Origin of the sequence: Streptomyces tyrfis, from assembly GCF_037034285.1 — a bacterium.
Lineage (GTDB): Bacteria > Actinomycetota > Actinomycetes > Streptomycetales > Streptomycetaceae > Streptomyces.
The window spans coordinates 125,362-150,089 of record NZ_JBAGJZ010000005.1; the positions used below are offsets into that span (position 1 = coordinate 125,362).

General features: G+C 72.4%; 23 protein-coding genes. 17 read left to right on the top strand and 6 right to left on the bottom strand.

The features are described 5' to 3' along the window. Positions 1-8 precede the first annotated feature (8 nt). Both WA762_RS05795 and WA762_RS05800 read right to left on the bottom strand, forming a co-directional pair. A complete protein-coding gene (locus WA762_RS05795; protein WP_335933468.1) occupies positions 9-1,331 on the bottom strand; it encodes a D-arabinono-1,4-lactone oxidase in 1,323 nt (440 codons plus the stop codon). Continuing rightward, positions 1,288-2,535: an MFS transporter gene (locus WA762_RS05800; protein ID WP_335933470.1), complete on the bottom strand. Its 1,248-nt coding sequence runs from the start codon at positions 2,533-2,535 to the stop codon at positions 1,288-1,290. Before WA762_RS05800 ends, WA762_RS05795 begins: the two co-directional genes overlap by 44 nt. A 214-nt stretch (positions 2,536-2,749) precedes the next feature. On the opposite strand from WA762_RS05800, the gene WA762_RS05805 reads away from it, so the two are divergent. Both WA762_RS05805 and WA762_RS05810 read left to right on the top strand, forming a co-directional pair. Beyond that, a complete protein-coding gene (locus WA762_RS05805) occupies positions 2,750-3,877 on the top strand; it encodes a ferrochelatase (protein WP_335933471.1) in 1,128 nt (375 codons plus the stop codon). 127 nt (positions 3,878-4,004) lie between these two features. Continuing rightward, the gene (locus WA762_RS05810; protein ID WP_335933473.1) at positions 4,005-4,823 is read left to right on the top strand and encodes an inositol monophosphatase family protein; all 819 of its coding nucleotides are present in this window, start codon (positions 4,005-4,007) and stop codon (positions 4,821-4,823) included. Between the two features lie 163 nt (positions 4,824-4,986). On the opposite strand, the gene WA762_RS05815 is transcribed toward WA762_RS05810, so the two are convergent. Next, positions 4,987-5,160, bottom strand: coding sequence for a hypothetical protein (locus tag WA762_RS05815; RefSeq protein WP_335933475.1), 174 nt, complete (start codon positions 5,158-5,160; stop codon positions 4,987-4,989). Between the two features lie 411 nt (positions 5,161-5,571). Between WA762_RS05815 and WA762_RS05820 the strand changes: the two genes are divergently transcribed. The 4 genes from WA762_RS05820 to WA762_RS05835 all read left to right on the top strand — a co-directional run bounded on the left by WA762_RS05820 (position 5,572) and on the right by WA762_RS05835 (position 9,146). Beyond that, the gene (locus tag WA762_RS05820) at positions 5,572-6,225 is read left to right on the top strand and encodes a response regulator transcription factor (RefSeq protein WP_335933476.1); all 654 of its coding nucleotides are present in this window, start codon (positions 5,572-5,574) and stop codon (positions 6,223-6,225) included. Positions 6,226-6,231: 6 nt separating this feature from the next. Then, entirely contained in the window at positions 6,232-7,461 is a 1,230-nt protein-coding gene (locus WA762_RS05825) for a sensor histidine kinase (RefSeq protein ID WP_335933478.1), read from the top strand. A 404-nt stretch (positions 7,462-7,865) separates the two neighbouring features. Next, a complete protein-coding gene (locus WA762_RS05830) occupies positions 7,866-8,162 on the top strand; it encodes a DUF4193 domain-containing protein (protein WP_003965732.1) in 297 nt (98 codons plus the stop codon). 12 nt (positions 8,163-8,174) lie between these two features. Further along, positions 8,175-9,146, top strand: a complete 972-nt coding sequence (locus tag WA762_RS05835) for a hypothetical protein (RefSeq protein WP_335933516.1) — start codon at positions 8,175-8,177, stop codon at positions 9,144-9,146. 51 nt (positions 9,147-9,197) lie between these two features. Here the strand turns inward: WA762_RS05835 and WA762_RS05840 are convergent, their stop codons facing one another. Further along, positions 9,198-9,653: a DUF3093 domain-containing protein gene (locus tag WA762_RS05840; RefSeq protein WP_335933518.1), complete on the bottom strand. Its 456-nt coding sequence runs from the start codon at positions 9,651-9,653 to the stop codon at positions 9,198-9,200. 58 nt (positions 9,654-9,711) lie between these two features. On the opposite strand from WA762_RS05840, the gene WA762_RS05845 reads away from it, so the two are divergent. The 7 genes from WA762_RS05845 to WA762_RS05875 all read left to right on the top strand — a co-directional run bounded on the left by WA762_RS05845 (position 9,712) and on the right by WA762_RS05875 (position 16,618). After that, a complete protein-coding gene (locus WA762_RS05845) occupies positions 9,712-10,296 on the top strand; it encodes a PaaI family thioesterase (protein ID WP_335933520.1) in 585 nt (194 codons plus the stop codon). After that, positions 10,296-10,829 carry a dUTP diphosphatase gene (gene dut, locus WA762_RS05850; protein ID WP_335933522.1) on the top strand — a complete coding sequence of 178 codons (534 nt, stop codon included), beginning with the start codon at positions 10,296-10,298 and terminating at the stop codon, positions 10,827-10,829. Before WA762_RS05845 ends, dut begins: the two co-directional genes overlap by 1 nt. Before the next feature lies 1 nt (position 10,830). Further along, a complete protein-coding gene (locus WA762_RS05855) occupies positions 10,831-11,604 on the top strand; it encodes a DUF3710 domain-containing protein (RefSeq protein WP_335933523.1) in 774 nt (257 codons plus the stop codon). Between the two features lie 413 nt (positions 11,605-12,017). Then, a complete protein-coding gene (kdpF, locus tag WA762_RS05860; protein ID WP_335933524.1) occupies positions 12,018-12,107 on the top strand; it encodes a K(+)-transporting ATPase subunit F in 90 nt (29 codons plus the stop codon). A 7-nt stretch (positions 12,108-12,114) separates the two neighbouring features. Beyond that, the gene (gene kdpA / locus WA762_RS05865) at positions 12,115-13,779 is read left to right on the top strand and encodes a potassium-transporting ATPase subunit KdpA (protein WP_335933525.1); all 1,665 of its coding nucleotides are present in this window, start codon (positions 12,115-12,117) and stop codon (positions 13,777-13,779) included. 26 nt (positions 13,780-13,805) lie between these two features. Next, positions 13,806-15,902, top strand: coding sequence for a potassium-transporting ATPase subunit KdpB (gene kdpB / locus WA762_RS05870; RefSeq protein ID WP_443080524.1), 2,097 nt, complete (start codon positions 13,806-13,808; stop codon positions 15,900-15,902). 47 nt (positions 15,903-15,949) lie between these two features. Further along, positions 15,950-16,618, top strand: coding sequence for a potassium-transporting ATPase subunit C (locus tag WA762_RS05875; protein ID WP_335933528.1), 669 nt, complete (start codon positions 15,950-15,952; stop codon positions 16,616-16,618). A gap of 190 nt (positions 16,619-16,808) precedes the next feature. On the opposite strand, the gene WA762_RS05880 is transcribed toward WA762_RS05875, so the two are convergent. Both WA762_RS05880 and WA762_RS05885 read right to left on the bottom strand, forming a co-directional pair. Then, entirely contained in the window at positions 16,809-18,239 is a 1,431-nt protein-coding gene (locus tag WA762_RS05880; protein ID WP_335933529.1) for a M1 family metallopeptidase, read from the bottom strand. 24 nt (positions 18,240-18,263) lie between these two features. After that, a complete protein-coding gene (locus WA762_RS05885) occupies positions 18,264-19,241 on the bottom strand; it encodes a M20/M25/M40 family metallo-hydrolase (RefSeq protein WP_335933530.1) in 978 nt (325 codons plus the stop codon). 433 nt (positions 19,242-19,674) lie between these two features. Between WA762_RS05885 and WA762_RS05890 the strand changes: the two genes are divergently transcribed. The 4 genes from WA762_RS05890 (at position 19,675) to WA762_RS05905 (ending at position 24,437) form a co-directional block, all read left to right on the top strand. Beyond that, on the top strand, positions 19,675-22,218 hold the full coding sequence (locus WA762_RS05890) for a sensor histidine kinase KdpD (RefSeq protein ID WP_335933531.1): 2,544 nt from the start codon (positions 19,675-19,677) through the stop codon (positions 22,216-22,218). Positions 22,219-22,303: 85 nt separating this feature from the next. Then, positions 22,304-22,996: a response regulator gene (locus tag WA762_RS05895; RefSeq protein WP_335933533.1), complete on the top strand. Its 693-nt coding sequence runs from the start codon at positions 22,304-22,306 to the stop codon at positions 22,994-22,996. 247 nt (positions 22,997-23,243) lie between these two features. Further along, the gene (locus WA762_RS05900) at positions 23,244-23,669 is read left to right on the top strand and encodes an OB-fold nucleic acid binding domain-containing protein (RefSeq protein ID WP_335933534.1); all 426 of its coding nucleotides are present in this window, start codon (positions 23,244-23,246) and stop codon (positions 23,667-23,669) included. A 3-nt stretch (positions 23,670-23,672) separates the two neighbouring features. Next, a complete protein-coding gene (locus WA762_RS05905) occupies positions 23,673-24,437 on the top strand; it encodes a DUF3159 domain-containing protein (protein ID WP_335933535.1) in 765 nt (254 codons plus the stop codon). Positions 24,438-24,728 lie beyond the last annotated feature (291 nt).

Consider the following 24,728-nt stretch of genomic DNA (forward strand, 5'->3'; position numbering starts at 1 on the left):
CCCGCCGGCTACTCGCCCAGCACCCGGCGCAGGTAGTCGTTGCCGAACAGCCGGTCCGGGTCCAGCCGGTCGCGCACGGCGGTGAACTCGCCGAAGCGCGGGTACACCCCGGCGAGGTACTCCGCGTCGCGGGTGTTGATCTTGCCCCAGTGCGGCCGGCCGGCGTGGGCGGTCATGATCCGCTCGACGGCCGTGAAGTACGCCCGGTAGGGCGTGCCCCGGTACTGGTGGACGGCGATGTACACGCTCTCCCGGCCCGAGGCCGTGGACAGCGCGATGTCGTCCGCGGGGGCGGTGCGCACCTCCACCGGGAAGCCGATCCGCAGCGGCGAGCGCTCGATCAGCGCCCTGACCTCGCGCAGCGCCTCCACGGCGGCCTCGCGAGGCAGGGCGTACTCCATCTCCGCGAAGCGGACCCGGCGCGGACTGGTGAAGACCTTGTAAGGAATGTCGGTGTACGTGCGGGACGACAGCGCGCGGCTGGAGACCCTGGCGATCGCGGGGACGGCCGCGGGGAACGCCCGGCCGACCGAACAGGCCACCTGGAAGACCCCGTTGGAGAGGAACTCGTCCTCGACCCAGCCGCTGACCCTTCCGAGCGGGGCGGCGGGGCCCGCGCTGCGGTTGTTGCGCTTGGTGTTGCAGTTGCCGGTGTGCGGGAACCAGTAGAACTCGAAGTGCTCGTTCTCGGCGACCAGCTCGTCGAAGTCGGTCATGATCCGGTCGAAGCCCATCGGCTCCTCACGGGCCGTCAGCAGGAAGACCGGCTCCACGGCGAAGGTGAGGGCCGTGACGACGCCGAGTGCGCCGAGCCCGATCCGGGCGACGGCGAAGACGTCGGGGTTCTCCTTCTCGGAGCAGGTCAGCACCCTGCCGTCGGCGGTGACCAGCTCCAGCGCGCGGATCTGCGCGGATATGGACGCCGAGTCGCGGCCGGTGCCGTGGGTGCCGGTCGAGGTGGCGCCGGCGACCGTCTGCTCCATGATGTCGCCCATGTTGGTGAGCGAGAGGCCCTCGCGCGCCAGGGCGGTGTTGAGCCGCTTCAGCGGGGTTCCGGCCCCGACCGTCACCGTCATCGCCTCGCGGTCGATCTCCCGGATGCCGGCGAGCAGGTCGGGGCGGATCAGCACGCCGTCCGTGGCCGCCACCGAGGTGAAGGAGTGCCCGGTGCCGACCGGCTTCACCCGCAGGCCGTCCTCGGAGGCCCGGCGCAGCACCTCGGCCAGCTCGGACACGGAGGCCGGGGTCGCGTCCCGTGCCGGACGGGCCGTGACCGTCCCCGCCCAGTTACGCCACTCGCTCGTCGTCGCCCGTGCGCCGGTTCCGGTCATCTTCCCCACGCCCTCCCGTAGCGGCCGGCCCGCTGAGCCGGCGGTACCCCAGGAACGCCACCGCGGCCGCGAGCGCTCCCGCCACCGCGGGCACCGCGTACCCCGCCTCGGCCCCGGAGGCGTCGACCACCCAGCCCGAGGCCGAGGAGCCGAGCGCCACGCCGACGGCGAGCCCGGTGCTGGTCCAGGTCATGCCCTCGGTCAGTTCGGTGCGCGGTACGTGCTGTTCGACGAGGGCCATGGTGGTGACCATCGTGGGAGCGATGGCGAGGCCCGCGACGAAGAGCGCCACGGCCAGGAACGGCAGGCTCCCGGCCAGTTGGAGGGGGATCATACTCACGGCCATCGCGCAGACGCCCAGCAGCCACCGGGTGGACGCCCTCCCGCGGAGGTGCAGCAGCCCGAAGACGGCCCCGGCCACGCAGGAGCCCAGGGCGTAGACGGCCAGGACGACGCTGGCCGCCGCCTTGTGCCCCCGCTCCTCGGCGAAGGCCACCGTCACCACGTCGACCGCCCCGAAGATCGCCCCGGTCGCCACGAAGGTCACCACGAGCACCTGGAGCCCCGGGGAGCGCAGCGCGGAGCCGCGGGCGTGCCGCTCGCGCGGGTGCGGGACCGGCTCCGTGGCGCGCTGCGAGGTCAGCCAGACGACGCCGACCAGCAGGAACACCGCCGCCAGCAGCGGCCCCGCCTCCGGGAACCAGGCGGTGGACAGGCCGATCGAGATGATCGGCCCGAAGATGAAGCACACCTCGTCGACGATCGACTCCCACGAGTACGCGGTGTGCAGCCGCCGCGGGGAGCCGCGGTAGATCTCCGCCCACCGGGCCCGGACCATCGAGCCCACGCTGGGCACGCAGCCGGCGCCCGCCGCGAAGACGAAGAGCGTCCAGTCCGGCAGCCGCTGCTGCGCGCAGACCAGCAGCCCGGCCACGGCCGCGAGCGCGACGAGGGTGGCGGGGCGCAGCACGCGGCGCTGGCCGTGCCGGTCCACCAGCCGGGAGATCTGCGGCCCGAGCACCGCCGCCGACATCGCCAGCGTCGCGGAGAGCGCCCCGGCGAGCCCGTAGCGGCCGGTGAGCTGGGAGACCATGGTCACCACGCCGATGCCGAGCATGGACAGCGGCATCCGGCCGAGAAATCCGGCCGCCGAGAACCGCTTGGCGCCGGGGGCGGTGAAGATCTCGCGGTAGGGACTGGGCAAGGAGGGCTCCGGAGCGGCGTGTGCGGGCGTGCCTGGGACGCCTGAATACGGGCCGGTACAGCTTATGGGCGGGCGAAGGGCCGCGGCGTCCCGGGTGGGTGACGGACCGGAGAACGGCCGGACCGGCACGGGTCGGGGCCCGGGGCGCCGGGGCGGAACGCGCGGTGGGATGTCGGTGGGGGCGCCGTCCGAGGCGAGTGGCAGGATCGGTGTCATGTCCGATCTGTGTGACCCCGCTCCCTACGACGCCCTGCTGCTGCTCTCCTTCGGAGGTCCCGAAGGCCCGGACGACGTGGTCCCGTTCCTGGCGAACGTGACGCGCGGCCGGGGCATCCCCGAGGAGCGGCTGAAGGAGGTCGGCAAGCACTACTTCCTGTTCGGCGGCGTCAGCCCGATCAACGGCCAGAACAGAGCGCTGCTGGACGCCCTGCGCAAGGACTTCGCGGAGCACGGGCTGGACCTCCCGGTGTACTGGGGCAACCGCAACTGGGCGCCGTACCTCACCGACACCCTGCGCGAGATGGTCGCGGACGGCCGCCGCCGCATCGCCGTCCTCGCCACCAGCGCCTACGCCTCCTACTCCGGCTGCCGGCAGTACCGCGAGAACCTCGCCGAGTCCCTGGCGGCCCTGGAGGCCGAGGGGCTGCCGGTACCCCGCGTCGACAAGCTGCGGCACTACTTCAACCACCCCGGCTTCGTCCGGCCCATGGTGGACGGCGTCCTCGCCGCCCTGGCCGACCTGCCCGAGGACGTGCGGGCCGGGGCGCACCTGGCCTTCACCACGCACTCCATCCCCGTCTCCGCCGCCGACGCCTCCGGCCCCGTCGAGGCGCACGGCGACGGCGGCGCCTATGTCGCCGCGCATCTCGACGTCGCCCGCCTGATCTCCGACGCGGTGCGCGAGGAGACCGGCGTCGAACACCCCTGGCGGCTCGTCTATCAGTCCCGCAGCGGCGCCCCGCACATCCCGTGGCTGGAACCCGACATCTGCGACCACCTGGAGAGCCTGCACGGCGAGGGCGTCCCCGCCGTGGTCATGGCCCCCATCGGGTTCGTCTCGGACCACATGGAGGTGCTGTACGACCTCGACACCGAGGCGACCGCGAAGGCGGCCGAGCTCGGACTCCCGGTCCGCAGGTCCGCCACGGTGGGCGCCGACCCGAGATTCGCGGCGGCCGTGCGCGAACTCGTGCTGGAGCGCGCCGCCACCGAGCAGGGGCGCGGGCCGGTGCGCTGCGCCCTGGGCGCGCTCGGCCCCGGCCACGACCTGTGTCCGGTCGGGTGCTGCCCGGCACGGGCCCCCAGGCCCGCCGCCGCGGGCGCCGACAGCCCGTACGCCTGAGCCGCCCGGGCGCGGTGCGGCGGGCCTGACCCCTCCGCCCCGCGCCCAGGCACGGCTCGTCGCAGCCGTGCGGAGCCCGCCCGGGCCCGCCGTCCGTCCGTCATAGTCCGTCGAGACCTGGAGCGCCGTGACCGACCCCGACCTGTCCGAACTGCTCGACCTCGCCCTGGAGGCCGCCCGCCGCGCCGGTGCGCTGCTGCGCGACGGCAGACCGGCCGACCTGGGGGTGGCCGCGACCAAGTCCAGCCCGGTCGACGTCGTCACCGAGATGGACCTGGCCGCCGAGAAGCTGATCACCGGTTTCCTCGCCGAGCGCCGCCCGCAGGACGGCTTCCTCGGCGAGGAGGGCGCGAGCGCGCCGGGCAGCAGCGGAGTCCGCTGGGTGATCGACCCGCTCGACGGCACGGTGAACTACCTGTACGGCCTGCCCACCTGGGCGGTCTCCATCGCCGCCGAACGGGACGGCGAGCGGGTCGTCGGCGTGGTGGAGGCCCCGATGCGCGGTGAGACGTACCACGCGGTGCTCGGCGGCGGCGCGTATGCCGGCGGCGGGGCGTACGGCGAGGGCGCCGCCCTGCGCTGCCGGCCCGCCCCGCCGCTGGACCAGGCGCTCGTCTCGACCGGCTTCAACTACGTCGGTCACGTCCGCGCGCACCAGGCGGAGGTGGCCCGGCAGCTGATCCCGCGGCTGCGCGACATCCGGCGGGGCGGCTCCGCGGCCGTGGACCTGTGCGACGTCGCCGCCGGGCGCCTCGACGGCTACTACGAGCGCGGACTGCACCCCTGGGACCTGGCGGCGGGCGACCTCATCGCCCGCGAGGCGGGCGCGTTCACCGGGGGCCGCCCCGGGCTGCCCGCCGACGGGGACCTGACGGTCGCCGCGACGCCGGGCGTCTTCGGCCCCCTGCAGACCCTCCTGGAGGAGCTCGGCGCCTGGCACGACTGAGGACGATTCCGGCGCGTGGCGGGGCGCCAGGAGCCTTCGGCGCGGCGACGTCCCGCGGCCCCGCCGTGCCCCCGCCGTGCCCCGTCCGGCGGCGGGCCGGTCACGGACGCGAGAAGGGCCCCGACCGCCGGTGACGGCGGCCGGAGCCCTTCCCCGCGACGGATCAGACGCCGGAACTGCCGATCTTGACGCCGTGCTCGGCGGCGAGGCGGTGCAGGTCGTCCAGCTCTCCCTGCTCGACGTCCGCGAGGAAGTCGTCGCCCGTCTCGCGAGCCCTGGTGAGGTCGGACTCGGTCGTCCTGATCCGTTGCAGCAGACCTGCGGTGAAAGCGTCCATGATGCGCCCCCTGATCGTGGGTCGGTGGCACGGGGGTGTGCCCGGGGTTTCCCTCCGCACGGCGGCGGTAGGGCGGTGATCACGCGCTCTCCGGGGACGGAGCGACCTGTGGGCGACACAATCGAGGCGTGATCGCGGGTGTGAATGCGTCCTCCCCGGCCCCCACCTCAGAGAAACCTCAACTGGCCCGGAGATCCGGTGAATTCCCAGGAGGGCCGGGCGGGCTGGCGTCGCCTTACCGCCGGTTTATGCGCGTTGCGGGCAGGATGGAGCAGCACACGGCCGCACGAGGACGCGCCGTGTCACGGACCGTGGGCGGACCAGTACGTTCCGCGGTTCGGCAGTGTTGTGAAGTCGTGAAGTGTCGTCTCGCAGCCACCGGCTGTGAAGTCTCTGAGGAAGGACAGCGCCGTGCGCGTACTCGTCGTGGAGGACGAGCAGCTGCTCGCCGATGCGGTGGCCACCGGATTGCGCCGAGAGGCCATGGCCGTCGATGTCGTCTACGACGGCGCGGCGGCCCTGGAGCGCGTCGAGGTCAACGACTACGACGTCGTGGTGCTGGACCGGGACCTCCCCCTGGTGCACGGCGACGACGTCTGCCGCCGGATCGTCGAGCTGGGCATCCCCACCCGCGTGCTCATGCTCACCGCGTCCGGGGACGTCAGCGACCGCGTGGAGGGGCTGGAGCTGGGCGCCGACGACTATCTGCCCAAGCCGTTCGCGTTCAGCGAGCTCACCGCCCGGGTGCGGGCGCTGGGCCGGCGCACGACGGTGGCGCTGCCGCCCGTCCTGGAGCGCGCGGGCATCAAGCTGGACCCCAATCGCCGGGAGGTGTTCCGCGGCGAGGCCGAGATCCAGCTGGCGCCGAAGGAGTTCGCCGTGCTGGAGGTCCTGATGCGCAGCGAGGGCGCGGTCGTCTCCGCCGAGCAGCTGCTGGAGAAGGCCTGGGACGAGAACACCGACCCGTTCACCAACGTCGTGCGGGTCACCGTGATGACCCTGCGCCGCAAGCTCGGCGAGCCCCCGGTGATCGTCACCGTGCCCGGCTCCGGCTACCGGATCTGAGCGGCCGTGCCCAGCGTCCCGGCGCCCCCGACGGCGCCTCCGAAGCCCACCTGGGAGCCCAAGCAGCAGGAGCCGCCGTACTGGCTGCGCCCGACCATCCGGATACGGCTCACACTGCTCTACGGCGGCATGTTCCTGATCGCGGGCATCCTGCTGCTCTCGATCATCTACATGCTGGCCGCCCAGGCGCTGCACGTGGGCAGCGAGCTGCCGTTCAGGGTCGAGAGCGGCCGGATCACCAGCAGCGTGTGCGACTTCGGCCCGGCCCTCACCCCGGACGCCATCAACGCGGCGATGAACTCCTGCGTCAACCACCAGCGCCAGCAGGCGCTGGACACACTGCTGAACCGGTCGCTGCTGGCCCTGGTGGGCCTCAGTGTGATCGCGTTCGCCTTCGGCTACGCGATGGCGGGCCGGGTGCTCTCCCCGCTGGGCCGGATCACCCGCACGGCCCGCCGGGTCGCCGGGACGGACCTCTCCCGCCGGATCGAGCTGGACGGGCCGGACGACGAGCTGAAGGAGCTCGCCGACACCTTCGACGAGATGCTCGACCGCCTGGAGCGCGCCTTCACGGCCCAGCAGCGGTTCGTCGGGAACGCGTCGCACGAGCTGCGCACCCCGCTCGCGATCAACCGCACCCTGCTGGAGGTGCATCTCTCCGACCCGCAGGCGCCGCCGGAGCTCAAGCAGCTGGGGAAGACCCTGCTGGCCACCAACGAGCGCAGCGAGCAGCTGGTGGAGGGCCTGCTGCTGCTGGCCCGCAGCGACAACCAGATCGTGGAGCGCAAACCGGTCGACCTGGCCGAGGTCGCCAGCCGCGCCATCGACCAGACGCGCGCCGAGGCCGAGGAACGCGGTGTGGAGATCCGCGGCGAGCGCGCCCCGGCCGTCATCCAGGGCAACGGCGTGCTGCTGGAGCGGATCGCGCTGAACCTCGTGCAGAACGCCGTGCGGTACAACGTGCCGGAGCACGGCTGGGTGGAGGTCACCACCGCGCTGCGGTCCGGCCACGCCGTGCTGGTGGTCTCCAACACGGGGCCGGTGGTGCCGGCGTACGAGATCGACAACCTCTTCGAGCCGTTCAGACGGCTGCGCACGGAGCGGACGGGCAGCGACAAGGGGGTGGGTCTCGGCCTGTCGATCGCGCGGTCCGTGGCGCGCGCCCACGGCGGCCGCATCGTCGCGGAGCCCCGCGAGGGAGGTGGCCTTGTGATGCGTGTCTCACTGCCCGTCTGAGCGGGCGGACGGCCCGGAGGGGGCCCGAAGAGCTTTGTTCGCTTTGGGCGGAATTTTCGGGACCTGCGACCGGGCCGTCCCTGTGTGATCGATCACAGCGCCGAATTTTGGCGGATCAACGCTGCGTGATGGCGGGCATGGCCGGAAATCCCGCGAAAGCCGGGGTTTTCGGGGCCCGATATCACGGGAAGTACACGGGGTGGTGCCTGCGAGGCGCCCCGTCGGGACCGTGTACGGTCCCCATCGCCACCCAAGCCGGCCACTCCCGAGCGGTCCTTTTGGGTGTCGATTGAGTAACAGACCTTGATGTGAGGCAAAATCTCCGCCTCGGGTCGGGCACAAGTCCGGCCTCTCACGCGTTACGTGCGCTGAGACACCGCAGACACCCAGAGGGGGAGAGCGACATGGCAACGGATTACGACACCCCACGCAAGACCGACGACGACGTCGATCAGGACAGCCTGGAAGAGCTGAAGGCGCGTCGTAGTGACAAGACGGCGTCCGCCGTCGACGTCGACGAGTTCGACGCCGCCGAGGGGCTGGAGCTGCCCGGCGCGGACCTGTCCAACGAGGAGCTGGCCGTCCGGGTCCTGCCGAAGCAGGCCGACGAGTTCACCTGCATGAGCTGCTTCCTGGTACACCACCGGAGCCAGCTGGCGCGCGAGAAGAACGGTCAGCCGATCTGCCGCGACTGCGACTAGGCAGAGTCGGCCGTGACAGGCGACGAACCGTTCCGGAAGCGAGGCTTGCGGCGCAAGAGGTCGCCGGAGGCGAACCAGGGCGGCACGGGCCCGGCGAAAGGCGTGAGAACGCCTGCCGAGCGCTCCGCCCTGCCACCCTCTCCGGGCGAGCGGTACGACGAGCGGGGCCGCCCGGCCTCGCTCGAAGCGCCCGAGGCGGCCGTCGTGGCCGCACACCACGGCGGAGCCGGCCCCGCCCCCGGGGCCGGGCAGCCCGACACGACGGGGCCCGTGACCGGGGCCGGCCGTCCGGGCCGGGTGAGACGGGGCGTACGCAGGGGCGGGGAGAGCGCCCGGGCCGCGATCGGTCACATCACCGACCTGATCATCGAGAACGCTCCCCGCATCCCCGTGCGCGACCTCGCGACGCTGCGCCGGCAGTTCCCCGGCCTCGGGCCCGAGGAGCTCGCCGACAAACTCGTCGCGGGCGCGTGCAGGGCCAGCGCCGCCGTCGGCGCCGGCATCGGAGCGGCCGCCACACTCCCGGTGCCGCCCACGATGCTCGCCGGACTGACGGCGGAGATCACCGGTGTGGCCGCGGTCGAGATCAAGCTCGTCGCGGAACTGCACGAGGTCTACGGACAACGCCCGCCCGGCGGGCTCGCCCAGCGGTCCACCTCCTACCTCGCGTCCTGGACGGACGAACGCGGCGTGGACGTCGCCCAGCCCTCCACGATCAACGCGGCGCTGGGCGGCCAGATGAAACGCGAGCTGCGCCAGCGGATCGTGAAGCGCACGGCGCGCGAGCTGCCGACCCTGATCCCCCTCATGGTCGGCGCCGCCGTCGGCGCCGTCATCAACCGGCGCGACACCAGGAAGTTCGCCGAACATCTCAGGAAGGACCTGCGCGCACACCAGGTTCCCTGGGACCGGCTCCCGGAGCTGCCGCCCCTGGAACGGGCCCGCGGCTCGCGCAAGGGGCTCCCGAAGGAGCTGGAGGACTGATCCGGCGCGGACGGCCCGCGGCCCGGTTCCCCGGGCCGGGGAACCCTGCGGTCAGCCCCGCGCCGCACCGAGCGCGTCGACCAGGGCCTGCGGCTCGCGGGTCGAGAGATAGACGTACGGGGTCGGGTCCTGCGGGTCCGTGACCTCCACCCGGACCGCCGTCGGGATGTAGCTGCGCAGCAGCATGAACGCGCGGACGTCGGCCTTGTGCGTGCGCCAGGCCCGCGCCTCCTCGGCGTCCAGCGCCTCGGCCCTGCCCAGCGCCGAGACCGGGATACGGGCGTCCCCGGCCACCAGGGCGCCGGCCACCACCCGGATCCTGGCCGAGCCGTACGAGCTCACCGCGACCGCCGACAGCGCGGTGCCGCCCGCCAGGCCGGCCAGCAGGGGCAGCGTGCCCAGCGGCAGCAGCATCAGCGCACAGGCGATGCCGATCAGGAGCGCGATGAACCACCACGAACGGGGCGCGGTGAGTCGTTCGTCGAAGGGAGGGGCGGAAGGCTGCATGCGTCCAAGCTTGGCACGGTGCGGCCCGGCGACGGCCGCGCGGGTAAGGTCTGCGCCTGTGAGTGGAACATCTGCGGCCCTGACCCCTCCTGCCGACGCCGTGCGGCCGGTCCGGCATCCCGAGGCCCCGGCCCCCGGCGAGCTCCTCGGCGCGCACTACGAGCACTGTTTCGGCTGCGGAGGGGCGCAGCCGCACGGGCTGCACCTCCAGGCGCGGGCCGGCGAGGGCGTGAGCGTCACCGCCGAGTTCACCGTGCAGGCCGCCCACCAGGGCGCCCCGGGCCTGGCACACGGCGGCGTCCTGACCACCGCGCTGGACGAGACGCTCGGTTCGCTGAACTGGCTGCTGCGGGTGATCGCGGTGACCGGGCGGCTGGAGACCGACTTCGTGCGCCCGGTGCCGGTGGGCGCCGTGCTGCACCTCGACGCCGAGATCACCGCCGTGCACGGCAGGAAGATCTACTCCCGGGCGACCGGCCGGACGGGCGGCCCCGACGGGCCGGTCGCGGTCCGCGCCGAGGCGCTCTTCATCGAGGTGAAGGTCGACCACTTCATCGACAACGGCCGCCCGGACGAGATCCGCGCCGCCATGGCCGATCCCGACCAGGTCCGGCGTGCCCGGGCATTCGAGGTGAATCCCTGATGCGCGCACCCGTGGACGTCCTCATCCGCCGGATCGACCCGGACGTGCCGGTCCCGGCCTACGGGCACCCCGGCGACGCCGGGGCCGACCTGGTGACCACCGAGGCCGTGGAGCTCGCCCCGGGGGAGCGGGCGGTGCTGCCCACCGGGGTGTCGATCGCGCTGCCCGACGGATACGCCGCGTTCGTGCACCCCCGGTCCGGCCTCGCCGCGCGCTGCGGGGTCGCCCTCGTGAATGCCCCGGGGACGGTCGATGCCGGGTACCGTGGAGAGATCAAGGTGATCGTCATCAATCTCGACCCGCGCGAGCCCGTGCGGTTCGAGCGGTTCGACCGGATTGCCCAGCTGGTCGTGCAGCAGGTCGAGAAGGTGCGCTTCCACGAGGTGGCCGAGCTTCCCGGTTCGGCCCGTGGCGAGGGCGGCTTCGGATCCACCGGAGGCCATGCCTCCACCGGTTCCGACGGCGTCGGGGACGGGATCATCCAGGGCGGGAACAGCTACGCTTCGGTCGTACCCGACCGGGAAGGACAGTGACGTGTTCGGACGTCGCAAGAAGAGTGGGTCCGCCGAGGACGTGGCGGACGAAGCGCGCGAGGCCGAGCAGGTCGTCGACGAGCCCGAAGGCGCCGACGGGGCCGACGACGGCCCGCGCCGGGTGAACCTCCCGCCGGCGCCGAGGCCGGACGGCCCGTGGGACGTCACCGAGGTCTCCCAGCCCGGCGAGGGCCGGGTCGACCTGGGCGGCGTCTTCGTGCCCGGCGTCGAGGGCATGGAACTGCGCGTCGAGGTCGCCGGTGACGCGATCGTCGCCGCGACCGTGGTGCTGCGCGACAGCGCCATCCAGCTCCAGGCGTTCGCCGCGCCCAAGAAGGAGGGCATCTGGGGCGAGGTCCGCGAGGAGATCGCCGCGGGCATCACCCAGCAGGGCGGAATCATCGACGAGGTCGAGGGTCCGCTGGGCTGGGAGCTGCGCGCCCAGGTCCCCGTACAGCTTCCGGACGGCACGAGCGGCGCGCAGCTGGTGCGCTTCGTCGGCGTCGACGGGCCGCGCTGGTTCCTGCGCGGGGTGATCTCCGGCCAGGGCGCCGTGCAGCCGGAGGCGGCGGGCCTGCTGGAGACGATCTTCCGGGACACCGTGGTGGTCCGCGGCGAAGGCCCGATGGCCCCCCGCGACCCGATCGTCCTCAAGCTTCCCAATGACGCCCAGATGGTCCCCGAGGGCGTCCAGCAGGAGAGCCAGGAGGGCTCCCGGTTCTCCGGCGGCATGGGCCAGCTCCAGCGCGGCCCGGAGATCACCGAGGTGCGCTGAGCGGACACACCGCCACGGGCCCCCGCGGTCAGGTTCGACCACAGGCCGGTGGGCCGTACCCCCTTCGTACAGGGGGGTACGGCCCACCGGCCTTTTCCGCGTCCTGCGGGGCGCTCCCAGGGGTGCGGCGGCCGGTCCGGGACGTCCGGCGGGACGCCTCTCGGGGGAGGGGGCGTGAGGGGCGTGCGTAGGGGGCGCGTATGAGGCACGTATGCGCGTCGTCAAAGGCCACCCGAACGCCGTAAGGAAGCCATCAACGTACGCGGGAAGGGTCCTGACGCCGGGTTTCCTCAAGACGTCAGAGAATCCGCACCTCATCCAGGAGCACACACGATGGCTGATCTGGCCTTCGTCGTCACCACGATCGCGGTGTTCGCGCTGGTGGCCCTCGTCGCCAAGGGGGTGGCCAGGCTGTGAGCGCCGAGAACGTCGTCGGCCTCGTCGTGGCCTTCGCCCTGCTGGGCTATCTCGTCCTCGCCCTCCTCTACCCGGAGAGGTTCTGAGCCCGATATGAGCCCCGTCCTCGCCGGCGTGCTCCAGGTCCTCGCGCTCGTCGTCGCGCTGGGCCTGGTGTACCGCCCCCTCGGCGACCACATGGCCCGCGTCTACTCCTCCCGGAGGCATCTCCGGGCCGAGAAGTGGATCTACCGGGCCATCGGCGTCGATCCGGACACCGAGATGCGCTGGCCCGCCTATCTGCGCGGCGTGCTCGCCTTCTCCGCGGTGAGTGTCCTCTTCCTCTACCTCCTCCAGCGGCTCCAGGGCAGTCTTCCCGGATCGCTGGGCTTCGCCTCGATCGACCCGGACCAGGCGTTCAACACCGCCGCGTCGTTCGTCGCGAACACCAACTGGCAGTCGTACGCGGGCGAGCAGGCCATGGGCCACGTCGTCCAGACCGGCGGCCTCGCGGTGCAGAACTTCGTCTCGGCCGCCGTCGGCATCGCCGTCGCGGTCGCCCTCGTGCGCGGCTTCGTCAGGTCCCGCACCGGCGAGCTCGGCAACTTCTGGGCCGACCTGGTGCGCGGCACCGTGCGCGTCCTGCTGCCGATCTCCGTGGTCGGCGCGCTGGTGCTGGTCGCCTGCGGCGCCGTCCAGAACTTCTCGGGCGTCCACGAGGTCGGCCAGTTCATGGGCGGCTCGCAGCAGTGGCACGGCGGCGCGGTGGCCTCGCAGGAGGTCATCAAGGAGCTGGGCACCAACGGCGGCGGCTACTTCAACGCCAACTCCGCCCACCCCTTCGAGAACCCCAACGGGCTCTCCAACCTCTTCGAGATCTTCCTGATCCTGGTCATTCCGTTCGCGCTGACCCGGACCTTCGGCCGGATGGTCGGCTCGCCCCGGCAGGGCTACGCGATCCTCGGCGCGATGGCCGGCATCTGGCTGGGCTTCACCGCCCTCATGATGACGACCGAGTTCGCCCACCACGGGCCCGCCTTCGAGCTCGCGGGCGGGGCGATGGAGGGCAAGGAGAGCCGGTTCGGGATCGCGGGATCGTCGATCTTCGCCGTGGCCACCACGCTCACCTCCACCGGCGCGGTGAACTCGTTCCACTCCTCGTACACCGGGCTCGGCGGCGGGATCGCGATGCTGGGCATGCAACTGGGCGAGGTCGCGCCCGGCGGCGTCGGCTCCGGCCTCTACGGCATGCTGATCATGGCGGTCATCGCGGTGTTCATCGCCGGGCTGATGGTCGGCCGCACCCCGGAGTACCTCGGCAAGAAGATCGGCACCCGGGAGATGAAGCTCGCCGCCTGCTACATCCTGATCACCCCGGCGCTGGTGCTCTGCTTCACCGCCCTGGCGATCGCCCTGCCCACGCCGCCCCACTCGATCCTGAACCCGGGGGCGCACGGCTTCTCCGAGGTGCTGTACGCGTACACCTCCGGCGCCAACAACAACGGCTCGGCGTTCGCCGGGCTCAACGCGGACACGCAGTGGTTCAACACCACGATCGGCCTCGCGATGCTGCTGGGCCGGTTCCTGCCGATGGTGTTCGTCCTCGCCCTGGCCGGCTCGCTCGCCGCGCAGCAGCCCGTACCGGTGACCTCGGGGACCCTCGCCACGCACAAGCCGCTCTTCAGCGGGCTGCTGGTCGGCACGGTGCTGATCGTCGCCGCGCTGACCTACTTCCCGGCCCAGGCGCTGGGGCCGCTGGCCGAGGGGCTGGCGTCATGACCGTTCGCACCAAGCAAGAGGACCAGATGTCCCCAGTCACTCCGGCCCGGGCGCCGCACCGGGTCGCGCCCACGGGCCGTACGGGCGAAGGACGCGTCGGCGGGGGCCTGTTCGACCCCCGGCAGCTGATCGCCTCCTTCCCGGACGCGCTGCGCAAGCTCCACCCCCGGTCGATGATCAAGTCCCCGGTGATGTTCGTGGTGCTGGTCGGCTCGGTGTTCACCACCGTGCTGGCCTGCCTGGACCCGGGCGACTGGTTCGGCTGGGCGATCGCGGCCTGGCTGTGGCTGACCACGGTCTTCGCCAACCTGGCGGAGGCGGTCGCGGAGGGGCGCGGCAAGGCCCAGGCCGACACCCTGCGCAAGGCCAGGACCGACACCGTGGCCCGGCGGATCATCGACGGCCGCGAGGAGCGGACGCCGGGCACCGACCTGCGCATCGGCGACCTGGTGGTCTGCGAGGCCGGCGACATCATCCCCGGCGACGGGGACGTCGTCGAGGGCGTCGCGAGCGTCGACGAATCCGCCATCACCGGCGAGTCCGCGCCGGTGATCAGGGAGTCCGGCGGCGACCGCAGCGCCGTCACCGGCGGCACCAAGGTGCTCTCCGACCGCGTCGTCGTCAAGATCACCACCAGGCCCGGCGAGACCTTCATCGACCGGATGATCTCCCTGGTCGAGGGCGCCGCCCGGCAGAAGACGCCCAACGAGATCGCGCTGAACATCCTGCTCGCCTCGCTCACCATCGTCTTCCTGCTCGCCGTCGTCACCCTCCAGCCGTTCGCGATCCACGCCGGCCGGCAGCAGTCGATCATCGTGCTGACCGCGCTGCTGGTCTGCCTCATCCCGACGACCATCGGCGCGCTGCTCTCCGCGATCGGCATCGCCGGCATGGACCGGCTGGTGCAGCGCAACGTGCTCGCCATGTCGGGACGGGCCGTGGAGGCCGCCGGGGACGTCTCGACGCTGCTGCTCGACAAGACCGGCACCATCACCCTCGGCAACCGGCAGGCGGCGGAGTTCATCCCCGTCCGGGGCACCACCGCGGCCGAACTCGCCGACGCCGCCCAGCTGTCCTCGCTGGCCGACGAGACCCCCGAGGGCCGCTCGGTCGTCGTCCTCGCCAAAGAGAGGTACGGCCTGCGCGAACGCCACCAGGGCGAGCTGCGGCAGGCCACCTGGGTCGCGTTCACCGCGCAGACCCGCATGTCCGGCGTGGACGTCGACGGCCGCAGGGTCCGCAAGGGCGCGGCCGGTTCCGTCATCGCCTGGGTCCGGGAGCGCGGCGGCGACGTCACCCCGGAGGCGCGCGAGCTCACCGACCGGATCTCCGAGGCCGGCGGCACCCCGCTGCTGGTGGCGCTGGAGGACGGGCGCGGCGCCCGCGTCCTGGGCGTCGTCCACCTCAAGGACGTCGTCAAGGAGGGCATGCGGGAACGCTTCGGCGAACTGCGCCGGATGGGCATCCGCACCGTCATGATCACCGGCGACAACCCGCTGACCGCGAAGGCCATCGCCGAGGAGGCGGGCGTCGACGACTTCCTCGCCGAGGCCACGCCCGAGGACAAGATGGCCCTCATCCGGCGCGAGCAGGCCGGCGGGAAACTCGTCGCGATGACCGGCGACGGCACCAATGACGCGCCCGCCCTGGCCCAGGCGGACGTCGGGGTGGCCATGAACACCGGGACCTCGGCCGCGAAGGAAGCCGGGAACATGGTGGACCTGGACTCCAACCCGACGAAACTGATCGAGATCGTGGAGATCGGCAAGCAGCTGCTCATCACCCGCGGCGCGCTCACCACGTTCTCCATCGCCAACGATGTCGCGAAGTACTTCGCGATCATCCCGGCCATGTTCGCGGCGGTCTACCCGGGCCTGGGGAAGCTCAACATCATGCAGCTCTCCTCGCCGCAGTCCGCGATCCTGTCGGCGGTCGTCTTCAACGCGCTGATCATCGTCGCGCTGGTCCCGCTCGCCCTGCGGGGCGTGCGCTACCGGCCCAGCAGCGCCGACTCGATGCTCCGCCGCAACATCGGCGTCTACGGGCTCGGCGGCCTGATCGCCCCCTTCGTCGGCATCAAGATCATCGACATGATCGTCTCCCTCGTCCCCGGGCTGAGCTGAAACCCGCGCCCCGGACCGAACAGAATCCAGGAATCGGCTGAGCTGCCATGAACAAATCCGTAGCGACCACCGCCCGGTTGCTCTGGGCCGGGCTGCGCGCCCTGCTCGTCCTCACCGTCCTGTGCGGCGTGCTCTACCCGCTCGCCGTGACGGGCATCGCCCAGGGCGTGCTTCCCCACCGGGCCAACGGCTCCGAGATCACCGAGAACGGCAGGGTCGTCGGCTCCGAGCTCATAGGCCAGCGCTACGACCTGCCCCCGGAGAAGGGGCAGTCGGCCGCGGCCCCGGACCTGCGCTGGTTCCAGCCCCGCCCCTCCGAAGGACTGGGCGCCAACAGCGTCAACACCGAATACCGGCTGCTCGTCTCCGGCGCGACCAACCTGGCCGGCGACAACGAGAAGCTCGTCGACCGGGTGAAGGCCGCCAAGGCCGCCGTCGTCAGGGACAACTCCGTGCCCGGCCACCCCGTCGACCCCGCGGATGTGCCGGCCGACGCCGTCACCTCCTCGGGCTCCGGCCTCGACCCGGGCATCTCCCCGGCGTACGCGCGGCTCCAGGTGCGCCGCGTGGCCGAGCGGAACCACCTCCCCGTCGCCGAGGTGCGGCGGCTGGTCGAGCAGCACACCCGGGGCCGGATCCTCGGCTTCGTCGGGGAACCGACGGTCGACGTCCTCCGGCTCAACATCGCCCTCCGGCAGCTGGTGAACGGAGGCTGAGAGGGAAGCGGGGGACCGGGTCGTCTCCTCCCCGACGACGCGGTCCCCCCATCGGCCGTCCCGGCTCCCGCGCGGGCCGGGTCCGGCCCGCGCCCGGCGCCGGAGCGTCTGCGTGGCGGAGCCACGTGGGCGGTTCGGCAACGCCGCGAGCGTGCGTGCCGGCCCCCGCTCCTTCTCCCGCACTCATTCATCAGACACCCCCGAGGCCGCCCGGGTAGAGGTACTTCTCCGGCGGAATCACCGTGCCGTCGGCCCATGCCCCGAAGAAGCCCTTCAGGTCCTTGCCCGAGACCTTCGCCGCCAGCGCCTCGAACTGCCGGAACGAGGCATTGCCGTACGCGTGGTCGTGGGTCCAGGTCCGCAGCGTCGTGAAGAACGCCTCGTCGCCCACCGTGCGGCGCAGGGCGTGCAGCATCAGCGATCCCTTGAAGTACAGCGCCGAGTCCAGTTCCCTGCCCGGGCCCGGGTCGTAGAGCCGGACCGACCAGAACGACGGATCGTTCCGGTTGTCCTCCACCTCGGACCGGTAGAAGCCCGTATCGAGGTCGGCGCCCTTGTGCTCCTCCCACAACTGCCCGGCGTACTGGGCGAAGCACTCCGCGAGGCAGCCGTCGCGCCAGTCCTTGAACGAGACGCTGTCGCCGAACCACTGGTGGGCGTTCTCGTGGACCACCGACCCGTCGAAGAGCGTCGCCCCGTAGGTGGGCCGGCTCTGCGTCTCCAGGGCGACGGGACCGTCGGTCGGCTCCTTCGTGGCCCCGACGACGATCGCGCCCGCGGAGGAGAAGGGGTACGGGCCGAACTTCGTGGCCAGGAAGTCCAGGATCTCGGTCTGTTCGGCCTCCGCCGCCGGGTCGATGTCGACGTCCGGGCTGTACGCCGTGATGACGGGTGTGCCGGCGGCCGTCGTGCCCCGGTGGACGGTGAACCGGTCGATGGCGACCGTGCTGAGGTAGGTGGCCATCGGGCTGTCCTCGGACCAGCGGAAGGTCCGGGCGCCGTTCGCGACGGTCTCCGGCCCGGGCCTGCCGTTGCCGATCACCTTCCAGCCGTCGGGCACCGTCGCGGTGAGGGCGAAGGTGGCCTTGTCGGACGGGTGGTCGTTGGCGGGGTACCAGGAGGTCGCGGAGTGCGGTTCGCCCGACACGTACGCGCCGCCGTTCTTCAGGGTGTGCCAGCCCTCGGCGTCGGGCTTGCCCGCGTACCTCACCCGGACCGTGAACGTCGTGCCCTTCGCGATCGGCCGGGCCGGGGTGATCACCAGCTTGTGGGCGCCGGTCCGGGAGAACGTCTTCGCCGGGGCACCGTTCACGGCGACCGAGGCCACGGTGAACCCCTTGAGGTCCAGACCGAACCGGTCCAGGCCGGTCAGGGCGCGGGCGGTGACGGTGGTGTCGCCGTCGAGCCGGTCGGTGCGTGCCGGGTCGTAGCCGATCCGGACGTCGTAGTGGGAGACGTCGTAGCCGGGGTTGCCGTCGTCGGGGAAGTACGGGTCGCCGACGCCCGGACCGCCGGTGGCGGCCGAGGCGGGGACGGCGGTCAGCACGACGGCGCTCACCACGGCGGCGGCGAGGGCGGTGGCGGTCCTGCGGGGACGGTTCGGCAGTCTGCGCATGCGCATGTCTCGATTCCTTCGGGCGGACGGTCAGTTCCGGGCAGGGGCGGCGGCGAGCTTCCACACCACGCCGGCGATGGCATTGGCGCTGGTCGTCTCCGTCTCCGGATCGACGTTGTCGAGGTCGTCGCACGCCTCATGGATGCAGTCGGAGATGCCGGTGCTGAAGCCGGACGACGGGATGCCCGCGTCTCCGAACGACTCGTGGTCCGAACCGCCGACCCCGATGTCGAACGTGGGGATCCCCCGTTCGGCGAACCACGCCTCGAACGCCTGCTGCGCCTCGGTCTCGCCGCGTTCGTCGTCGTGGACCACGAGCCACTGGTCGGTGTTCCTGCTGCCCGCCTGGTCGAAGTTGAGGTAGACGTCGATCCTGCGGCGGTCGGCCTCGGAGAGCCTGTCGACGTAGGCCCCCGAACCGATCAGCCCCGGTTCCTCGGCGCCCCACCAGGCGAACCGGAGGTGCCGCTGAGGTTTCAGTCCCGACTCGGCCACCTGGAGGGCGGTGGCCAGGACCGCGGCCGACCCCGACCCGTTGTCGTTGATGCCCGGGCCCTCCGGCACGCTGTCCAGGTGGGCGCCGGTCAGCAGCACGTGGTCCGGATCGCCGCCCGGCCAGTCGGCGATCAGATTGTGGCCGGTGGCGCCGGCATGGGTGAAAGGGACCAGCGCGGTCCGGAAGCCCGCCCGGTCCAGGGCGCGCTTCACATACGCCACGGACTCGGCGTACCCCTTCGTGCCGTGTGCGCGGTTGCCGCCGTTGCGGTCGGCGATGCGTTGCAGGGCACGCAGGTGGGGCATCACCTGCTGCTCGGAGACGGTCGGGGCGGCGGGCGTCCGCGAGGCGGAGGCTTCCGCGGGGGCGAGGGCCTGCGAGGCGGTGGGGGAGACGGGTCCCTGGGGCCGGGCGGCGGCGGCCGCGGCGGGGACCGCGGCCAGGGCCAGGGCCAGGGACATCGTGAGGGCTCGGGCGGCGGCGGGGCCGGGACGGCCCCTGCGTGTCGTCATGCGTACCTTTCGAGGACGGGGCGGCGGCCTCGCCTGCCGAGAACGGCGGTGGCGGCCTCGCCCCGGAGATCCGGCGGAGCGGAATCCCGGCGGAGCGGAATCCCGGCGAACCGGAGGCCCGGCGAGCCGGCTGACCCCGGCAAGGCTGGCCGCCCGTTGTCAGGAAGTTGTCGGGAAGTCGTCGGGCAGTGGTTTCGCCCCGAAGGGGGAATCCGCCGTGGCGCCGGAGGTCGCGGAGACGGAGGCGGGGCGGCGGACGGCGGGGCGCCGCGGCGCGGGGCGGTGAGCCGGGGCAGCGTGGTGCGCGGCGTCAGAATCCTGTCAATTCGGCCCCCGGCCCCACCCCCCGTCCCATTTGCCGGGAATCGGAGGGGTAGTTTTCGAGAGGGCTGCCGCATCGGACGCAGCCGGTTTTCGAGAAGACAATGGGGCCATGGCACGCGGCAAACTCCGGATCTATCTGGGCGCGGCACCCGGCGTCGGCAAGACGTACGCGATGCTCTCCGAGGCGCACCGGCGTGTGGAGCGGGGCACCGACTGCGTCGTCGCCTTCGTGGAGCACCACGACCGCCCGCGCACCGAGGTGATGCTCCACGGCTTGGAGCAGATCCGGCGCCGCGAGATCGAGTACCGCTCCGCCGTCTTCACCGAGATGGACGTCGACGCGGTCCTGGAGCGGGCCCCGGCCGTGGCCCTGGTGGACGAACTGGCGCACACCAATGTGCCGGGCTCCCGCAACGCCAAGCGCTGGCAGGACGTCGAGGAACTCCTGCGCGCCGGCATAGACGTCATCTCCACCGTCAACATCCAGCACCTGGAGTCGCTCGGTGACGTCGTCGAGTCGATAACCGGGGTACGGCAGCGCGAGACCGTCCCCGACGAGGTCGTCCGCAGGGCCGACCAGATCGAACTCGTCGACATGTCGCCCCAGGCCCTGCGCCGCCGGATGGCGCACGGCAACATCTACCAGCCGGACCGGATCGACGCGTCCCTCTCCAACTACTTCCGCCCCGGGAACCTCACCGCCCTGCGCGAGCTGGCCCTCCTCTGGGTGGCCGACCGGGTCGACGAGTACCTCCAGCAGTACCGCGGCGAGCACAACATCCGCAGCACCTGGCAGGCCCGCGAGCGCATCGTCGTCGGGCTCACCGGCGGCCCCGAGGGCCGTACGCTCATCCGCCGCGCCGCCCGGATGGCGGCCAAGGGCTCCGGCAGCGAGATCCTCGCCGTCTACATCGCGCGCAGCGACGGACTGACCTCCGCCTCGCCGAAGGAACTCACCGTCCAGCGCACCCTCGTCGAGGACCTCGGCGGCACGTTCCACCACGTCATCGGCGACGACATCCCCTCGGCGCTGCTCGAATTCGCCCGCGGGGTCAACGCCACGCAGATCGTCCTCGGTTCCAGCCGCCGCAAGGCCTGGCAGTACATCTACGGACCGGGCGTGGGCGCCACCGTCGCCCGCGACTCCGGCCCCGACCTCGACGTCCACATCGTCACCCACGACGAGGTCGCCAAGGGCCGCGGCCTGCCCATCGCCCGCGGCGCCCGGCTGGGCCGGGTCCGCAGCATCTGGGGCTGGCTGGTCGGCGTGGGCGGCCCGGTCCTGCTCACGCTGCTCCTGCGCGAACTGGGCAACGGTCCGGGGCTCGCCAACGACGTCCTGCTGTTCCTCTTCATGACGGTCCTCGCGGCTCTGCTCGGCGGGCTGCTGCCCGCCCTCGCGTCGGCCGCCGTTGGCTCGCTGCTGCTGAACTACTGGTTCACCCCGCCCACCCACACCCTGACCGTGCAGGACCCCGAGAACCTCGTCGCCATCGTGATCTTCTTCGCGGTCGCGGTCTCGGTCGCCTCGGTCGTCGATCTGGCGGCCCGCCGCACCCATCAGGCGGCCCGGCTGCGCGCCGAGTCGGAGATCCTCTCCTTCCTGGCCGGCAGCGTGCTGCGCGGCGAGACCAGCCTGGACGCGCTCCTGGAGCGGGTGCGCGAGACGTTCGCCATGGAGTCCGTCGCCCTGCTGGAGCGGCGCAGCGACGTCGATCCGTGGACGTGCGCCGGAAGCGTGGGACCGGCGCCGGTGGCCCGGCCGGAGGACGCCGACGCGGACATGCCCGTCGGGGACCACATGGCGCTCGCGCTGTCCGGCCGGGTGCTGCCCGCCGAGGACCGCCGGGTGCTGGGCGCGTTCGCCGCCCAGGCCGCCGTCGTGCTGGAGCGGCAGCGCCTGGTCGGCGAGGCGGAGGAGGCCCGGCGGCTCGCGGAGGGGAACCGGATCAGGACGGCGCTCCTCGCCGCCGTCAGCCACGACCTGCGCACCCCGCTCGCCGCCATCAAGGCCGCCGTCAGCTCGCTGCGCTCCGACGACGTCGCCTGGTCCGAGGAGGACGAGGCCGAGCTGCTGGAGGGCATCGAGAACGGTGCCGACCGGCTCGACCACCTGGTGGGCAACCTGCTGGACATGTCCCGGCTGCAGACCGGCACCGTGACCCCGCTGATCCGCGAGATCGATCTCGACGAGGTGGTCCCGATGGCGCTCGGCGGAGTCCCCGAGGGCAGCGTGGACCTGGACATCCCGGAGACCCTGCCGATGGTCGACGTCGACCCCGGGCTGCTGGAACGCGCCGTCGCCAACATCGTCGAGAACGCCGTCAAGTACAGCCCGGACGGGGAACGCGTCACGGTGGCCGCCAGCGCGCTCGGCGAACGCGTCGAGCTGCGGGTCGTCGACCGCGGCCCCGGCATCCCCGACGAGGCCAAGGACCGCATCTTCGAGCCGTTCCAGCGCTACGGCGACGCCCCGCGCGGCTCCGGAGTCGGACTGGGCCTGGCCGTCGCCCGCGGTTTCATGGAGGCCATGGGCGGCACGCTGGGCGCCGAGGACACCCCCGGCGGCGGCCTCACCATGGTGCTGACCCTCAAGGCGGCGCCGGGGCACGCCCCGGCCGGCCCCGAGCTCCCCGCACGGGCCGCCTCATGACCGCACCGGACACCCCGTGAACCCCGAGCGGTCCCCGAGGACCGCCGCACCGGAGACCGCCGTACAGCAGAAAGGCAGGGCCCCCATGACCCGGGTGCTTGTGGTCGACGACGAGCCGCAGATCGTACGCGCCCTCGTGATCAACCTGAAGGCGCGCAAGTACGAGGTCGACGCCGCACCCGACGGCGCCACCGCCCTCCAGCTCGCCGCCGCCCGCCATCCCGACGTCGTCGTCCTCGACCTCGGACTGCCGGACATGGACGGGGTCGAGGTGATCAAGGGGCTGCGCGGCTGGACGCGGGTGCCGATCCTGGTGCTCTCCGCACGGCACACCTCGGACGAGAAGGTCGAGGCGCTGGACGCCGGCGCCGACGACTACGTCACCAAGCCGTTCGGCATGGACGAGCTGCTGGCCCGGCTGCGCGCCGCCGTCCGCCGCGCCGAACCGGTCGGCGGGCAGGGCTCCGACGACGTGGTGATCGTCGAGACCGAGGAGTTCACCGTCGACCTGGCGGCGAAGAAGGTCCACCGCGCGGGTCGCGACGTGCGGCTGACCCCCACGGAGTGGCACCTCCTGGAGGTCCTGGTCCGCAACAGCGGCCGGCTGGTCAGCCAGAAACAGCTCCTCCAGGAGGTCTGGGGGCCCTCCTACGGCACCGAGACCAACTACCTGCGGGTCTACATGGCGCAGCTCCGGCGGAAGCTGGAGGCCGACCCCTCGCACCCCCGCCACTTCGTCACCGAACCGGGGATGGGGTACCGCTTCGAGCGCGGCTGAGCGCGCGGAACGCGGCCGTCCGGGGCTCGCGCGGGGCTCCGCGTCGGCGGACCCCCGCGCGAGCCCTTCACACCCCCTCCGTTCCTCCTCCGCGCCCCCTCCGCGTCCATTCCGTACGGCCCGGCGGTCCGCCCGCCGGGCACCTGTTCGAGCGAGGTCCGGGCGAGGTTCGGGCGAGGTCCGGGCGGGGTCGGAGGTGAGGCCGGGGCCACCCGCCCGGAGCACCGGAGACCGGTACCCTTCGGGTATGAGTGCTGTCCCTCGATCCGAGAAGTCCGGCAGGCCCGGGAAGGCGGAGAAGTCTTCCGGGCGCTTCCGGCGGATGCTCGACCGGCTGTCCAGCTCCCAGGAGGACCTGGAGTCCGAGGAGCTGCAGGAGGACTCGCAGGCTTCGGGGTGCACACGGATCTCCGAATGCACCGACCGGCAGATCGTCAAGGTGACTGGTACCTTGCGGACGGTCACCCTGCGGCCGCGCGCCGGAGTGCCCGCCCTGGAGGCGGAGCTGTTCGACGGCACCGCGCCGCTGGACGTGGTCTGGCTGGGCCGGCGCTCCATCGCGGGCATAGAGCCGGGCCGCAGGCTCATCGCCTCGGGCCGGATCGCCATGAGCCATGGACGCCGGGTGCTGTTCAACCCCAAATACGAACTCCGACCGCTCGGCAAGGAGTAGCCGGTGACGTCTCTCGACAAGCCGACGTCCGACACGGACCGCACCACCCGCACCGACCATCAGGAGGCCGACGCGAAAGCGGTCACCGAGGCAGCGCTGTTCGAGGCGTTCGGCGGTGTCCGGGGGATGGTGGAGACAGTCCTCCCGGGGCTGCTCTTCGTCACGATCTTCACGATCAACAAGGACCTGCACGTCTCGGCCATCGCCGCCCTGGTGGTGTCCCTGGTCCTCGTCGCCGTACGGCTGGTCCTCAAAGACACCGTCAAGCACGCCTTCAGCGGCGTCTTCGGCGTCGCCTTCGGCGTGGTCTTCGCGATGATGACCGGCAACGCCAAGGACTTCTACCTGCCGGGCATGCTCTACACGCTCGGCCTGGCCCTCGCCTACCTGGTCACCACCCTCGCCGGGGTGCCGCTGATCGGGCTGATCCTCGGCCCGGTCTTCAAGGAGAACCTCTCCTGGCGCACCAGGAACCCCGGCCGCAAGAAGGCGTACGCCAAGTCCAGCTATGCCTGGGGTCTGATCCTGCTCGCCAAGTGCGCGATCCTCTTCCCGCTGTACTGGTGGGCCGACACCACCCAGCTCGGCTGGGTCCTGGTCGCCCTGAAGATCCCCCCGTTCCTGCTCGCGGTCTATCTGACCTGGGTCTTCCTCGCCAAGGCGCCGCCGCCCATCGACGTCTTCGCCGAGATGGAGGCGGAGGAGGAGGCCGAGAAGGCCCGCAAGGCGGCCGAGGCCGCGGCGGCGTCCCGGCCCGGGGAGCTCTGAGCCGTCCCGCAGCTCCGGGCGCTCCGCGCGCCCGGATCCGGGAGGACCGGACCTTCCGAGCCGTACGAGCGGCGTGAGCCGCGTGAGCCGCGTGAGCCGTACGCGGCGCGTGAACCGCATGAGCCGCATGAACTGGACAAGCCGCGTGAGCCGTAGGGCCGGTGCGAGTCGGCCGTGCCGCCGAGCCGATCGGCGGACGCGAGGGGCCCGGAACCGTGTGAGACGTGATCCACACGGTTCCGGGCCCCTGGCCGTTCCGGGGAAGCGCCGCTCCCGGCCTCCCGGCCTCCC